The 15590-nt window shown below is 47.2% G+C and carries 10 protein-coding genes; 4 read left to right on the top strand and 6 right to left on the bottom strand.

Annotated features, from left to right (window positions below):
• Nucleotides 1-22 precede the first annotated feature (22 nt).
• From NYE72_RS30125 to NYE72_RS30100, 6 genes are all read right to left on the bottom strand, one after another.
• Nucleotides 23-2644 (bottom strand): family 16 glycosylhydrolase, encoded by a 2622-nt coding sequence (locus NYE72_RS30125; protein ID WP_076099765.1) that lies wholly within the window; start codon nt 2642-2644, stop codon nt 23-25.
• A 136-nt stretch (nt 2645-2780) separates the two neighbouring features.
• On the bottom strand, nt 2781-4352 hold the full coding sequence (locus NYE72_RS30120) for a response regulator (RefSeq protein WP_038573904.1): 1572 nt from the start codon (nt 4350-4352) through the stop codon (nt 2781-2783).
• Between the two features lie 3 nt (nt 4353-4355).
• On the bottom strand, nt 4356-6194 hold the full coding sequence (locus NYE72_RS30115; RefSeq protein ID WP_038573903.1) for a histidine kinase: 1839 nt from the start codon (nt 6192-6194) through the stop codon (nt 4356-4358).
• A 147-nt stretch (nt 6195-6341) separates the two neighbouring features.
• On the bottom strand, nt 6342-8006 hold the full coding sequence (locus NYE72_RS30110) for an extracellular solute-binding protein (RefSeq protein ID WP_036682383.1): 1665 nt from the start codon (nt 8004-8006) through the stop codon (nt 6342-6344).
• A gap of 65 nt (nt 8007-8071) precedes the next feature.
• A complete protein-coding gene (locus NYE72_RS30105; protein ID WP_038573901.1) occupies nt 8072-8956 on the bottom strand; it encodes a carbohydrate ABC transporter permease in 885 nt (294 codons plus the stop codon).
• 18 nt (nt 8957-8974) lie between these two features.
• Nucleotides 8975-9895, bottom strand: a complete 921-nt coding sequence (locus NYE72_RS30100) for an ABC transporter permease subunit (protein WP_036682380.1) — start codon at nt 9893-9895, stop codon at nt 8975-8977.
• 148 nt (nt 9896-10043) lie between these two features.
• On the opposite strand from NYE72_RS30100, the gene NYE72_RS30095 reads away from it, so the two are divergent.
• From NYE72_RS30095 to NYE72_RS30080, 4 genes are all read left to right on the top strand, one after another.
• Nucleotides 10044-10787, top strand: a complete 744-nt coding sequence (locus tag NYE72_RS30095) for a glycoside hydrolase family 16 protein (RefSeq protein WP_051491236.1) — start codon at nt 10044-10046, stop codon at nt 10785-10787.
• Between the two features lie 122 nt (nt 10788-10909).
• Nucleotides 10910-12292 carry an SMI1/KNR4 family protein gene (locus NYE72_RS30090; protein WP_038573899.1) on the top strand — a complete coding sequence of 461 codons (1383 nt, stop codon included), beginning with the start codon at nt 10910-10912 and terminating at the stop codon, nt 12290-12292.
• A 272-nt stretch (nt 12293-12564) separates the two neighbouring features.
• On the top strand, nt 12565-13605 hold the full coding sequence (locus NYE72_RS30085) for an alcohol dehydrogenase catalytic domain-containing protein (protein WP_076099764.1): 1041 nt from the start codon (nt 12565-12567) through the stop codon (nt 13603-13605).
• A 36-nt stretch (nt 13606-13641) separates the two neighbouring features.
• Nucleotides 13642-15582: an alpha-amylase gene (locus tag NYE72_RS30080; RefSeq protein ID WP_081382521.1), complete on the top strand. Its 1941-nt coding sequence runs from the start codon at nt 13642-13644 to the stop codon at nt 15580-15582.
• Nucleotides 15583-15590 lie beyond the last annotated feature (8 nt).

Raw genomic sequence — 15590 nt, 5'->3', positions numbered from 1 at the left:
AGTTGCTTAGGGTTCAACTATTTTATTCTGGTGTTCCTTGGGTTACCCCATGGATATACGAGAGCGTCGGGGAATCGACGGCCCCTTGTCCCGGATTATAGGTGAAGGAGTACTCGATGGTATCCCCGTGTTGCAGGTGATTTACAGGGTAGGTATAGCTACCGTTCCCTGCCGGGGTCATGGCTACGTTTAGCTGCCCACCGTTATTCAACTTATAGTGTAAGTCGGCAAAGGTTGCGCCGTTCACATAGAACAGCAGGTCGTCACCTATTTTCTTCAGGCCCCGCACCTCATCGCCGACAATGATAACACCGGATGATGCTGCCGGTACAACAGTGATGGTGGAGAGGGCTGTTTTATTACCGTCGGCTGTTGTAGCCGTTACGGTTGTTGTGCCTGGAGTGAGTCCCGTCACGAGACCGTTCGGATTCACGGAAGCGACGTTGGTACCTGATACGGTCCAAGTGACCTGCTTATTGGTTGCATTAGACGGGGCAACATTGGCGTTCAACTGCACAGTCTGTCCGACCTCCACCTGCGCAGTGGTTTGATTCAGAGAAATACCGGTAACCGGCACGTTTACCGGATTCTCGCTGTTGCCTTCTTTATAGACACGAACATAATCCACTTGCATTGTTGCAGGAATATCCGACGGATCTGGGGTATGACCGCTGTCGAAGTGACCGCCGATCGCCAGATTCATAATGATGTAGAAGGGTTGATCGAATGGGGCGTTCGGATTGTTAGGTGCAGCTACGGAATACCATTGATCTCTACTGACTTTAAAGAAGAACTTGCCGTCCACATACCATTTCATATTATCTTCTTCCCAGATCATGGAGTACACATGATAATCATTGGCGAAGGTCTGACCTTCAGGGAAGTGATATTCACCAGCAATATATCTGTTTACAGGCCATTGTCCGCCAAAGTGTATGGCCCCGCTGGTCGTGCCGGGCAAGCGTCCTTTGGCTTCCATAATATCAATTTCCCCGGATGCGGCCCACGCTCCATAAGCGGCATCTTCCGGAAGCATCCAAAGTGCTGGCCAAACGCCGTTACCTGTAGGCAGCTTAGCACGAATATCTACTCTGCCGTACTGGAAGGACAGCTGATCTTTGGTGTTAATCTTGCCGGATGAGTACTGGGCATACCGGCTTGGGTCCTGTGGAAAGGATTTTGAATCGTTCAAAGCTCTGATATTCAGCTTTCCGTCCTGTACAAATACATTTTGTGTACTGTCTGTATAGTGCTGCAGTTCCGCGTTGCCCCAGCCCCAGCTATTCGGATCGTCAGTAATATAATAACCTTGTTCGTAGCTCCATTTGCTCGTATCGAGTGCTGTTCCGTTAAATTCATCCTGCCAAATGAGATTCATGCCCTCTATCGCCGGGTCGTTTGGTGTTCCGATGGCAATGTCATCATGATCGGATACATCCGGACGTGGGGCATCTGGATTACCAATAAAGGTATAGTTGACGTAATTGTTGCCGACACTTCCGCCCGCCTGTCCATTTAATGGATAGCCAATACGGATTTGCACATCCTCTTGGACAGGCTGGAACCAAAGCCCATAGATGTAGTCAGCCCAATATCCCCACTGGTTGGCATCGGACATGTTGTTATAGCCATTGCCGGCGTATACAAATCCGCTCTGGCTGGAATCACTCATAGCAACCCATTGTCCGTTGATGTTAATTTGGTATACGTAATTTCCTAGTTCAGTGCCTATTGGAGCGCCCCCATCAATCTTAGGTAGCGGTACACCTATTACACCTTTTGCATCTGCGGTAAAGGTCGTTCCCTCATAAGGAGTTAAGACATATGAATTTCTTACAGGTTTATTAAAGGTGAGGGTATAAACGACGTTAGCCGTTGAGGTTTTCGATTCTAACTTGACGTTGATAGACTCTGTTACGGTGAACCAGTAGCCACCGCCGCCTTCGGTGAATTGTCCGAAGTTGTTATCATAGATCCAGCCGCTGGCTGCATTATTGTCAATATCAATCCATGTACTGCTGCTTACAGGTTTTACATATACCTTCAGATCTTCAGCTACGGCTTCATAGGTAACGGCCGGATCATTGTTGAAGGTAGGATAAGTAAAGCCTGCACTTCCTGTAAATCCTGCTGAAATCTGCGGCCCTTGTGTAGGGGCCATAGCAGTAATGGTCGTTTTGTTTATGTTTTGAAATACCAGGGTGTAATCAAGTGTAACTCCATTAGCCTTGGAGAACAGCTGAATCTCCGTTGTTGCGGAGAGAGTGAACCAATAGCCATTCAAGCCACCGTCGCTCCAGTGTCCCCAGTTTTGGTTGTAGGTATAGCCGCCTGCATGGTCAATATCCACCCAGTTTCCAGCAACTTTTACTTTTACACCGACGTCATCGGAAACATCATTCCAGGTGGCAGAGCCCCCATTGAATGTGGGCATGACGAAACCATAGCTAGCTTGCCCAACCCCTGATTTTGAGATGACAGGACCGTCTGCCGCTGAAAAGTAAGACATAGAGGTAACTGTGGTTCCTGCTGCCTGCACCTTAGAAGTCGGCAATAGACCAACCCCAGCCAACAGTACTACTGCTAAGAACAAACTAAATACCTTCTGCTTAAAACCACTTTCCGTATTGTAAAGTCGTTTCATACTTGCCCTCCTTTAATAAAATAATGAAGAAACGAAACCGCTTACATTTAGGGTCATCTCTATTCTATCGAATATAATAATCAGCTAAAAGGTACAATTATTTTTGTTATAACCCAATTTTTTGGCTTTTGATTATTTATAGCGCTGTGTCACGGAACTTTTCCTCGCTGTCGTGCTTCCGGCGCATCATTTGCCGGTATTCTGTGGGCTGCATGTCCATGACATCCCGAAATGATCGTGTAAAACTTTTGTAGCTTTCATACCCTACCATGGTGGCTACCTCTACAATTTTATGATCGGTTTCGGCCAGCAGCCGCCGGGCTTTATCCAGGCGCACATCGCGCAAGTATTCTGCAAAGCCTTTGCCGATATTTTTTTTGAACAGGTTAGAAAAATAGGCATAATTAAGCGACACGTGGTTCGATACCATCGCGAGATCCAGGGGTTTATGATAGCTTTCGTGTATAAAGCGTATGGCTTCATTCAAATCTTGCGAGTTGCGATAGCTGCACTTATATTCATAATAAAATTGGTTCAGCCGAAGCAGCTGTTGTTGCAGCGCCTGAATATAATCGCGAATACCCGGATAATCGAATAGATTACGTAAACATTCGCTGTCCAGCGCTTCTTCCCCCATGTACGGGCGGATTACACGCACAGATTCCTCCAGCATCTGTACAATGGCACGGCATAGCTGCTGTGTGTATTGGATGTGATAACGTTGCAATGTATCTTTGTGAAATATCATAGAAATGCCTTGGGTGATTGTACCGCTGTTTTTGGTGCCGATTAACTGGAACAGGGCATATAACTCCTCATAGGGAAGCTCCCACTGCTGCTCCAGTCGCTCAATATGTGTTGGCAAGATGCAGCTCTTCTCTGGAAACAGGTAACTGTGGCGATAGAGCTCTAGCGCTTGTGTATAGCTGCGGGGCAACTCCTTCAATCCTTGCTGCGGGCTGGTCATGGCAGTAATGGCATCTATCTGTCCTGCTTTGAGGGCGGCCGGGAAGGCTCCCGTATCTACGGCTGCATCAACCGCGAGAATCAGGTACGGGCGGTGTTGCAGGCATATACACCCTCGTCTGCCATACACACGGTAGGCAAGGGATTCCATACTGTGGCTACTGTCGGCCCCCGGTTGGTTAATCCATAATTCCTCCCGCAGCAGACACAGGCGGTAATTACTCCACAACTCTGGATTCTGTTGCTGGGTCTGGAGAACCCACGCTTCATCAATCATTGCACCCTGCATGAACATACTCAGTTCTTTGCGGTCTGTCTCCCGGGCGCGGCGGGAGATATGCTCCATATTACGCGAGAGCGCCTGCCGTGTTTTTATCTCATTTGCTACATGTTCTACTGCGGTTTGCAGATCTTCACGTTTCACAGGTTTGAGCAGGTAGCCTTTTGCTCCAAGTTCGATGGCTTTTTGAGCATAGGCAAAATCACTATAGCCGCTAATAATCAGGTAATCTACCTCAATATGCTCCTGTTTGCTCTTCGCCATCAGCGTCAGTCCATCCATATCGGGCATCCTGATATCAGTAATCACCAGTTGGATGTTGTGCTGACTCAATATATCTAAGGCCTCAATTCCGTTTACTGCACAGTAAATATTGTCCAGCTGCAGCGGAAATTGACGCAGCATCGCCTGCAGCCCATCACGAATGTGCTTTTGATCGTCCACAATTAGAATATTGATCATGCCCTACCATCCTCCAAGATTCACATTTTCCCAAGGCAAACGTATGGTTACACAAGTATAGGCACCCTGCACACTGTCAATCCAAAGACCGCAGTTCTTACCATAATGAAGCTGTATGCGCTTATGCACGTTCTCCAAGCCCAGTCCGTTTTTGCTGGTAACAATCGGTGAATCTGAGTCGCCCCGCAGCACAGCCTGCAGACTGGACAGCATTTCCGGGTCAACACCTGCGCCATCATCTCGTATCTCAATTAGCAGAAGGCTTTCATTTTCTACCGATACGGTAATATGGATACGTACGCTGCCGCCCGAGGGCGCTGCATGATGAACGGCATTTTCGACGATGGGCTGCATGCACATTTTAGGAATTGTATAACGCAGTACCTCCTGCGGGAGATCCGCCGTCAACTCAATGCTGCCACCCTCCATAAAGTTTATGAATCGGACATAGCTGTGTATGTTGGCAAGTTCTTCGCTAAGCGCAACCGTATCGCTGCGCCATTGCATGCTGTATCGCAGTTGTGAGCCTAAAGACACCAACGCTTCGGCGATAGCGGGCTGTCGCTGAACCTCCGCGAGCATACGGATGGATTCCAGCGCGTTATATAAAAAGTGTGAATTGATCTGCGAATGCAGCGAGTGCAGCTGTGCATTTTTGGCAATCAGCTGCTTATCTACCACTTGGGTCATCAAATGTTTGATTTCGTCCAACATATTATTGTAGCTGACGGCCACCTCGTCGATTTCGTCACCGGTTTCGTTTTTATCCAGGCCGGTATCAATTTTCGCATCCAGTTGGCCTTGCCGCACCTTGCGCATAGAAGCCAGCACCCTGTCGAGCCGGCGGAAAATGCGCCGAGTGGTATGTGAAACGAGCAGTAACATTAGCAGCAATACACACAATGTGATCGCTACTACGAGCAAATACCAGCTTCGTGGGCCTTTCATCAGCGCTTGATGAGAGGCAATATCCACTACATAGGCGTTCAGTGGGGCGATGTAGCGATACAACGCGTAGTAAGTATGGTCGCCTACCTTGACCTTAATGGGGCTACTCTGCTGCAGCACATCCAGCCGCTGGTGAATGCTACCTAGAATGTTATCCAATTCCTCACCGGCATTTTGTGAAAAGATATGCTCAGGATTGTATACAGATCGGGAAGAGTCGGCTCCATCCATCACTACAGAAAAGAAATCCCCCCCGCTATCCTCAAGCAGGTCACTGAAAAAGACGCTATGCTGGGCGCGGATTTCCATAATGGTAGGGAGTTTCTGCTGTTGCCCCTGAAGGCGTACCAGCCGGTAATAGGATAGCGTATGCTCTCCATCTTTAAAAGCAAATAAGCGGTATGCCGCACCGCCTTCCTCCCGAAGTGTCACCCAGTAGTCCTTCGGCCAGAACTTGTCATAATGGTAGATTTCAGGCCAAATCTCAAATAGGTTTGGATTATCGACATAGAAACTTAGCTCGCTGATCATCTCGTAGCTTTGAATGATATTATGCATTTGCTCAAATTGATTTTGTCTAAATTTTACGAGACGCAGGCCATCCCCGCGCATATTGGAGTGAATAAAATCTACAAATGCCTTTTGATTCAGCGCAGTAGAGGAAGCGTTCTCAATAATGCCCATTTTGCTGCGCAGTTGTTCGTTAATTCGTGAGACATGGCTGCTGCCGGTAGCCATAGCGTCCTTGTATAGCTGACTTTCCTGTGTGCGGATAAATAAAAAGGATACCACAATCGCAGGGATGGCAATCATCATGCTAAAAGCCAGAAACAACTTTTGGGAGATTCGGGAATTACGGTACAGCTTCCTCATTTTAGTCAGCAGATACTTCATTTAAGTAGCCTCCTACCCTTGTAATATACCATATATTACAAACTGCCCGGTAGGTAACTAGGCTGTTTTGTTAAATGGTTAAAGAAGCGAAAAAGGGAATACCGGCCACCCTTTCGGTGGCCGGCAGCAATCTTAATACGGGCATTATTACTCTGCCATTTTGGATTTTCGCACATCCAGTTCAGCCTGGCGGTATTCCATCACCTTGCCAAAGTTGTAATTCTCGCGGCGGTCAAGGAAATTGTCGAAGATTTTATCAAATTCAGCCTCATTTTTGGCCGTAATTAGCTCAGGGAGTACTTCCTCCCAATTTTGCGAAATACGGGACCAGGCTACCGACACATCAGAATCGCCCTGTGGATCTAAGCCCTTATAGATACCGCTATCAATATCGGCCTGCTTATTGGCGAAGTCTTCCATTTGCTTAATGACAGGAGATTTCTCCGGTCTCCACTGGTTGACGATTACAGGGTTTCGCATCATCCAATAGGTATCCATGATGCCGTATTCTTTCTCCAGCTTCTCAATATCAGTGTCGAGTAATTTTACCATTTCAGGCTTCAGTTGCGGCTTGCCATCTACCATCTCCCATGTTTCGCCTTCCTTGCCAAGGAACAAATCTCGTTGGCCTTCTTCGCTGGCCAGATAGGTCAAAAAGCGGATGGCTCGTTCAGGGTTTTCGGTTGATTTGCTAATCATCGTCACCATCCAGCCGTCCATGTTGCCAGGGAATAACTTAGGGTTATCGCCCTTGCTGTTCTTTGGCCCATCGACTGCGATGTAGTAAGAGTCCGGGTTGCCGCTAGCAGCCAGCATAGGATTGACAGCCGACATACCGGTCCACTCGCGGACCATCATGAAATAGCGGGCGTTGTTTGTTTTTTCCTCTACCTGAGTATCGGAATCCACCAGGAAATCCACATTAATCAACCCGCGCTCGTAAGCCGTACGGAAGGTTTTTAGCCAGGCAATATAATCGGGATCGGTAATGCGGTCGTATACTTTTCCGTCTTTCTCATGCGGAACGGCCAGTAGGTTCTGCAGATATTCGGTCATCCCGTAAGGGACGTTCCCTTGTGCAAAAAAGGGACTGATGGGCTGGCCTTTATATTGGGAGTACTTATCCTTTACCAGTTGCAGTGCGTTCAGAAAGCCCTCTGGAGTGCTAAGGTCCGGGCTGCCCATCTCCTCATACAGATCTTTCCGCACCAGGAAAGTCTGGTTAGCCGCCGTCATGCCAGTTTCATGCATCAGGTTGGGGCTATATGAATCATTCGGAACGCCATAGGTATTGCCATTTTCTTGACGATACCACTTCAGTGTACCGTCCCCGGCCACCTTGAAGAAGTAAGGGTCATACTTGTCAGCTAATTCATTTAAGGCGTAGACATGATCGCCTTCCCACAGCTTTTTGACAGCGGTTTCCCACGAACCCATTGATATCAAGTCTGGCAGCTTGCCCGAGGTCATCATCAGGGTAATATGTTCATTGGCTTCACCGGAAGGTACTTCAAGCTTGATGTTTACGCCTGTTTTTTCCGTTACGTACTTGGAGGTCAAGCTGTCTCCCCAAGTGTGGGCATACCAGTTAGCACCTACGAACCAGGTTAAATCAACAGGGCTGGTATCCAGCTTCCATGCCGGATCATCGGGATTGAGCTTTGCTTCACTCGGGGGCGGCTGTGTACTATCTGTAGGCTGTGGTGTCGGCTTATTTTCACTATTCGCTGAATTGGAACACGCGGCTATGCCTAGCATCAGGCTTGCGGCCAGAACGAGGGTCAACCCCGGCTTAATGAGATTACGTTTCATGACATAATCATCCTTTCTTTGCTGCTTCTGAATTTTTGAATACCAGTTTCTAGACACTCACACTCTTATCCCTTAATGGCGCCAATCATCACGCCTTTGACCAGATAGCGTTGAATGAAAGGATAGACTATCAGAATAGGCAGTGTGGCCACCATCATGGATGCAAATTTAATAGAGTTGCCGGGAAGTCTTGCGCCGAATTGCGCCATAGCTTGCTGCTGCATGAAGGACATAGAGTTCTCCGCAATGATTTTGTACAGCATGGTCTGCAGTGGCAGTAATTCCTGCGAACGGATGTAGATGACCCCCTGGTAATAATCATTCCAATGATAAACGGCTGAAAAAAGCGATATAGTCGCAATGACAGCCATGCTATTGGGCAATACGATTCTGAACAGGACGCCATAGTCTGAAGCACCGTCTACCTTCGCAGACTCCTCCAGGCTATCGGGTATGGTGCGGAAGAAGCTCATGAAAATGACCATATTAAAAAAAGTGTACATAGAGGGAATGATGAATATCCAAAAATTATCATATAAGCCCAGCTTCGTCATCAGAATAAATGTAGGGATCAGCCCGCCTGAGAACAGCATCGTAACCAATGCGATTTTAAGATACAGCTTGCGTCCGATCAGATTAGACTTGCTCATTCCGTAAGCAATAATGGCGGTAAACAACACATGCGTTGCTGTCCCGATCACTGTGCGCAGAGTGGTAATGTAAAAACCGTTCATCATAGTCTTATCATTGAACACAACGCTATAGCTGGCCAGCGATAATTCTTTGGGAAACCAGTTGACGGTGCCCAGGGATGCCTGCTGCGGAGCATTAAGCGAGTTAATGAATACAAACCACATCGGGTACAGTGTTAAAAAGCAAACCGCCAGCATCAGCAGGGTGTTGCAGACCTCAAATACTCCAATTTGCCGAAATCTTTTGCGTCTTTCCATACCTCTGTCCTCTCCCTTCTAAAAAATGCTGTCGCCGGTTAGTTTTTTGGATGTGTGATTGGCCAAAAACAACAAACCTAGCGCCACAATAGAGCGGGCGAACAGGACGGCTGTTGAGAAGGAATGGCGCCCGGAGACCAACCCCATGTTGTAGATATACAAGTCTAGGCTTTCCGCCATCCTCATGTTCATATTGTTCTTCAACATAAAGATCTGCTCAAAGTTACTGCCGAGTATCCCGCTGACAGCGAGGATGAACAAAATAGCGATGGTGGGGCGTATGCTCTGAATGGTGATATGCCACATCCGCTGCCGCCGATTTGCGCCATCCAGCTCAGCCGCTTCGTACAGCCCCGGATCAATGCCGGATATTGCCGCTATGTAGATAATGGCGCTCCAGCCGGTTTCTTTTAACGTATCGGTGAAAAAGGTGATCCACCAAAAGTACTTAGGGTCGCTGTTAAACAGGATTTCGCGTTCCTGGAACCCGAACGCCATCATCAACTGATTGATCACACCGCCCTCGCCCAGCCAATTGAGCGCAATGCCGCCAAAAATCGTCCAGGCAATAAAGTGCGGCAGGTACGAAATGGTTTGTACCGTTCGCTTAAATCGAAGACTCCGTATTTCATTCAGCAGCAAGGCGAACAAGATAGGAATGGGAAAACCCAAGACCAGCTTGATGCTGCTCATTCCCAGAGTATTGCGAATCGAACGCCAAAAACGCTCATCCGTCAAAAAATCCTGAAAATGCTTCAGCCCGACAAACGGTGATTCTAGTAAGGGTTTGGCGATGCTGTAGTCCATAAATGCAATAATGAGCCAGAACATAGGGATATAACAAAAGATAAACATCCAGATGATTCCCGGGATAACCATGCTTTGCAATTGCCACTGCTTAAAAAGCGCTTTCATTTGTTCCGTTCTGTATTGGAACATTTTCCGTGCCCCCTTTCTATTTCATCGTATGAAAAAGCGTATAGGAAAAAAAGCCCATGATTATCGACCCTATCCCATTTTTTTAGATTTGTTTGACCAGCCGCAAAAATTAAGTATGCTGTGATTAAATGAAGGGAGTGTGCAAAGGATGAATAAACCTATATGGGAACAGAATTTCTTAGATAGAAATGCCGATTTAAAGCTATGGAATGTCCGCCTTGGCAACGACTTGTTAGATAATGAGGGTAATCCCATAGACCCAGGTTGGGGCAACGGAGAGCAGCAGTATTACACGGATCATTCCAGCAATCTGTATATCGATGAATTTGGCTTAAACCTGTGCGCGCGCAGCGAATCCATTGAAAAGGATGGGCGCAATTTTGCATATACCTCGGCTCGTTTGGATACAAAGGACCATTTTTCCTTTTGTTATGGCAAGTTGGTTGTGCGTGCAAAACTGCCGGTAGGGCAAGGGGTATGGCCTGCCATCTGGTTGCTTCCGCAGGAACAGGCTTACGGGCCTTGGCCAGCTTCCGGCGAGATTGATATCATGGAAGCCAAAGGCCGCTTGCCTCAGCAAATATCCGGAACACTGCACTACGGAAAGAATTGGGAACATCAAATCGTTGAGGAGTTCTCGCACCATTTTGAAAGCGGAACCATTAATGAATTCCATGATTATGCACTGGAATGGAATGCCAGTTCGATTCGATGGCTGGTAGACGGACATTGCTTTGCCGAGCGTTGCTTGGAGCCAGGCATTATGCCCTTTAACGAGTCATTTTATCTGGTGCTGAACCTTGCAGTGGGCGGCTGGTATGACAATGTAGCGGTTGACGAGACTGCACTGCCAGCGGTGATGACGGTTTCAGGGATATGGCTGTATCCATAATTAAAAATTTTGGAGATGCCCTCTTTTTCGATTTTCAATACCTACATCCCATCTGGTAGAATAGGGAAAACCATATTTCTCTATATTCTAGTAACTTAATTATAAGCTTGGGGAGGTAGACTATGGACAAAGAACTAGTGGCACAGCTGACACAGTGGCATGAAGATGATGAACACCAGAAGATTGTAGACACTCTGATGGAGATTCCTCCAGCGGACAGAGATTACGAGGTAGTCAGCAGTCTGGCAAGAGCGTATAACAATGTGGGATGTTATGAAGAAGCCCTTGAACACTTCGCGATGATTGCGGAACAAGGGCAGAATGATTATCTGTGGCATTTTCGTGTGGGATATTCCTACTATTATTTGAATCGATATGAGGAAGCGGTGAGAGTGCTGAGTATTGCCCATGACCTCGATCCGGATGATGAGAACACGGCCATGTTTTTGAAATTCAGCCAGCGCAAGCTTCGCAAAGAACAAGACGCCGCAGCCAGACGGGCAATCAGAGAACAGCATAATGATTCGGGGACGACTGCAGCTCCTTTTGACGGGATGGATCTCTCCGGCTTTTGGGACGATAGCGATTATGCGCTAAAAGAATATGTTTCTTCTCCGCCTACGGATGAGCTGATTGCTTCTGTAGAAGAAGAACTGGGTTACAAGCTTCCTGCCTCTTATATCAGTCTGATGAAGCAGCACAATGGGGGAGTGCCTTATAATACTTGTTTTCCGACCGAGGACGCGACCTCATGGGCTGAGGATCATATTGCGATTACGGGCATTATGGGCATCGGACGTGAGAAAAGCTATTCCATCTGCGGCGATCTCGGCAGCCCGTTCATGATTGAGGAGTGGGGGTATCCCGACATCGGCGTGGTAATTTGTGATTGCCCTTCGGCAGGCCATGATGTCGTGATGCTGGATTACCGCAATTGCGGGAGGGACGGCGAACCCGAGGTAATTCATGTGGATCAGGAAGATAATTATGAGATTACGTTTCTGGCCCAAGACTTCGAGACGTTTATACGCGGCCTGGTGAGTGATGAGGAATACGACACCTCTGAAGAAGATAAAGAGGAGGATTTGCGCAAAGTAGCCGTAGGCCAATTCTCACCTTTGCTTGCGAAGCTGTGCAGCGATGTGTCTGAGGTAGATCAGCTTGAGCAGAAGATCCGTAAAGTCTGTACCCGAATCGTTGAAGAGAAGGGACACTTCTCCTTTCATGCGGATGAGCTTTCTACTCTGATGTACGATGTGCAGTTCTGGCTGTACACAAGCTCTTATCCAAATACGAGCCGTCAACAATATCTGGATGTATATGAGAAAATGATCGCTTTTGGCGGCGAGTTCGGGCAAGGAGGATACGCTCCGGGATGGATCAGCGACTGGCTGGATGGGCGAATACGGGAAGAGCTAATCGTCCAGGAAAACGGGGTGCTTCGCTTCACAGATCAAGCCCGCTCTGAGGTCATTGCACGGCTGGAAGCGGAAGCTGCAAAATAGGAGACGTTGATTCGGGGGCTACTCTCCCGCACGGAGCTCGGTTGATCACAATCGTATTCAAGGGTCATCCCACAAAGGATGGCCCTTAAACTTGCCGTTTCAGACAGTGCACTCCGCATAATAAGCGAAAGAAAATTAAAGCGCTTACTCGTGAAGTATTTATATATAAATGTAATTATTAACATTTTTCGACAACATTCACCTTACTTTTACATGGTAGTTATGATATATTCTGGGCGAATATGGATAACAAAAAAGAAAGGGGAATGAGTATGGAAGCGTTGGTGTGGACATCTAATCATAAGCTGGAGCTTTGCGAATGGGAAGAGCCGCAGATTGCAGCACCGGATGAAGTCAAGATCCGGATTGAGATGACAGGTGTATGTGGAACAGATTTAGCAGTCATAACTGGGAAAGAGGAGGGGGTTCCAGGGGTCATTCGTGGTCATGAGGCAGTAGGGACTGTAATCCAAATCGGCAGCAACGTTGACCGTGTTAAGGTAGGCGACCGCGTAGTTATCGATCCGAATCAAAGCTGTGATGAATGCTATTTTTGCTTGAAGAAACAGCCGCACCTCTGTACGGGCATCGATGGAAATGGGATGCCTATTGCGGGTTTGAATCGAAATGGGACATTCACTTTTTTTTACTCAACTGCACAAACGTTTGCACACCGTCTTCCCGATCATATGAGCTGGGAGACGGGGGTTTTGATTGAGCCGCTTGCCTGTGTACTGCACAATTTCAAAGAAGCCAATGTCACAGCAGACGACAAGGTACTCATTCTTGGATCGGGTCCAATGGGACTGTTAAGCCAAATTGTGAGCAAGTCGAAATCTGCGCTCACGGTAGCGACTGAAGTTAATCCCTATCGGCTAGCTTTTGCCAGAGAGATCTCAGATTTTGCTTTAACCCCTGCCCAATTAAATCAAGCTACCGTAGACAAAATCTGTGCGGGACATAAGTTTGATGTGATTATCGATACGGTGGGCACTCAACTCGAAATGGCGGAAAAGTGGATTGAACGTGGAGGCCGCATCGTTCCTTTTGGTATTAATGCGAAGTATCGCTACACCTTTTCCCCTACTAAATTCGTGCAGCATGCAATAAAAATTATAGCAGCAGGTGAATACCGCTACATGTTCGAGGAAGCTTTGCGGTTTGCCGCTGAAACTCCTGAAATGGAGAAACTAGTGACTAGAAAAGTTAAGCTCAGTGAGCATGAAGCAGCGATAGACGAGTTGATCGGCTATGAATTGAACTCTTTGAAGGTGGTTGGGAGTGAAACCGTAAAGACGGTTTTTGTTCCCTAAACGTAAGACTACAATCAATGAGAGGTGGCACTGTTGATGAGCAATGATAGCAAATTCAGATTAATTAAAGATTACTTGTCTACACAAAAGGCTAAAGACATAGAGCCAATTTGGATACCCGCAGTGTGGAATGAGTGCCAATATGAGCGTGTTCTCTTAGAAAAAGAGGGTGAAATTTGTGTACACCCGTATGATTTTTTGACAGATCATTTGAATTATCTGGACAGGCTTTCGTGGAGATATCTGCTTAAGGAACGCACAAATCTGGACGATAGCGCGATCTATTCTTCGCTTATTCGCTATTCTACGGCTTGGGATTACAACCATGACGGAAAAATTGAATCGGGTACTTTTTTAAGATTCTTTATTCTTCTGCCTCTGCTAAAGAAAATGGGCATCAATATTCTGTACATGCTTCCAGTTAACCAGTACAGCAAGTTGAATCTGAAGGGGGATATTGGGTCCCCTTACGCAGTGCAATCGTTATTCCATTTGGACGAGAACCTGCACGATAGCCTATTGGATGATATGGAGGAGTTTACGATCCACGATGAGCTCAGCGCTTTGGTAGAGGCTTGTCATTTACTTGATATTAAGACTGTTGTTGACTTCATTCCCCGTGTGACGGCGAAAAACAGTGCGTTCATTACCGAGCATCCTGAATGGGTGTATTGGATCAAAATGGATGAATTAGAAGGCTTTGCGCCGCCCGCAATTCCCCAGCTTGGATTTTTTGAGGAGTGTACGCCGGACAAATTGGAGACGGTCTACCGCAGCCAGGAGACAGCAGTATTTCTGCGGAAGTTCACGCCACCGCCCAATGAACTCCATCCAATCCTTTGGCAGCACTTGAAAGAGAAAGCTGCTAAAACAGGAGAGGAGCTATTAACTTTGGTGGAGCAAGAGATGGGGATAACGACTGCTCCAGCGCATTCGGATTGGATAAATGATGTGCAGCCGATTTGGACAGACATTACGTTCTTACGCCTCTACCAGGATTTCTCTCCGCAAGTGAGACATCTTATAAGTCCGGATCAGGCGCCATATGTCCTTTTTGATACGATTAAATGCAATGACTACCCGGGAGAGGAGCCGAATCTGGAGCTGTGGGATGTTCTGGAGGAGGCAGTACGGGTTAATCTCGAAAAATATGGGATTGACGGCTTCCGCATCGACATCGGACACGTGCTTCCTATTCCGTTGTTGACTCGTATTTTTGACACGATTAAAGAGATGAATCCAAATGCGATCTTAATCAGCGAAGATTTGTTCAATCGCAACCACAAGAAGGCAGCAAACACCGGCTATAACATTATGCTTGGCAGTGGATGGAACGTCATGACACAAATTACTAAAGAGAATCTCATTTCATTCTTAGAAGAGCTGCCTGAGTTGAATATTCATATATTTGCCTGTGCAGAAACAGCAGATACTCCTCGGATCACCAGCCGTGGCGGTGTAGAGGTTGCTCGGATGATCGCGGTATTTAATCAATTTCTTCCGAACGCAATTCCATACGTGACGACGGGTTATGAAATGAATGAGGAGCAGCCGCTCAACTGTGGTCTTGGAGACAACACGAACGGAAAGGAGATTTCCCGAGCTTTTTTTAACGTTATGCAAATTAATTGGACCAATCCTACACCGATGCTGCCGCTGTTGGCGGAGCTAAGTGAACTCAAGAAAGATTGGCGCCACCTAGTGAAGCCGGAAAACTTTTTCGTGGCTCAATCCCCGGAAGGTATTGTTCTGTACGGGTATATGCAAGGGGATGAAACGCTGCTGTGCTGCTTTAACTTGAGTGCTGATGCTTTCTGCCAAGTTGATTTGAAGGTTGCCGTACCTGGCCGATGCCCAATGACGGTAACACTGGATAGTTCCTTAACGGGTAGCAGCGTAGGTCAGGCGTTCGATTGCTTGCTGCTTGCGCCTAATCAGGCTTTAGTGCTCGTAAACAATCATAGACAATTTAGGTAAGGGAGAGA

Source organism: Paenibacillus sp. FSL L8-0333 (genome assembly GCF_037965665.1).
GTDB lineage: Bacteria > Bacillota > Bacilli > Paenibacillales > Paenibacillaceae > Paenibacillus_AQ > Paenibacillus_AQ odorifer.
Note: the sequence above shows the minus strand (reverse complement) of the source record. Positions and strands in the feature narration are given on the sequence as shown.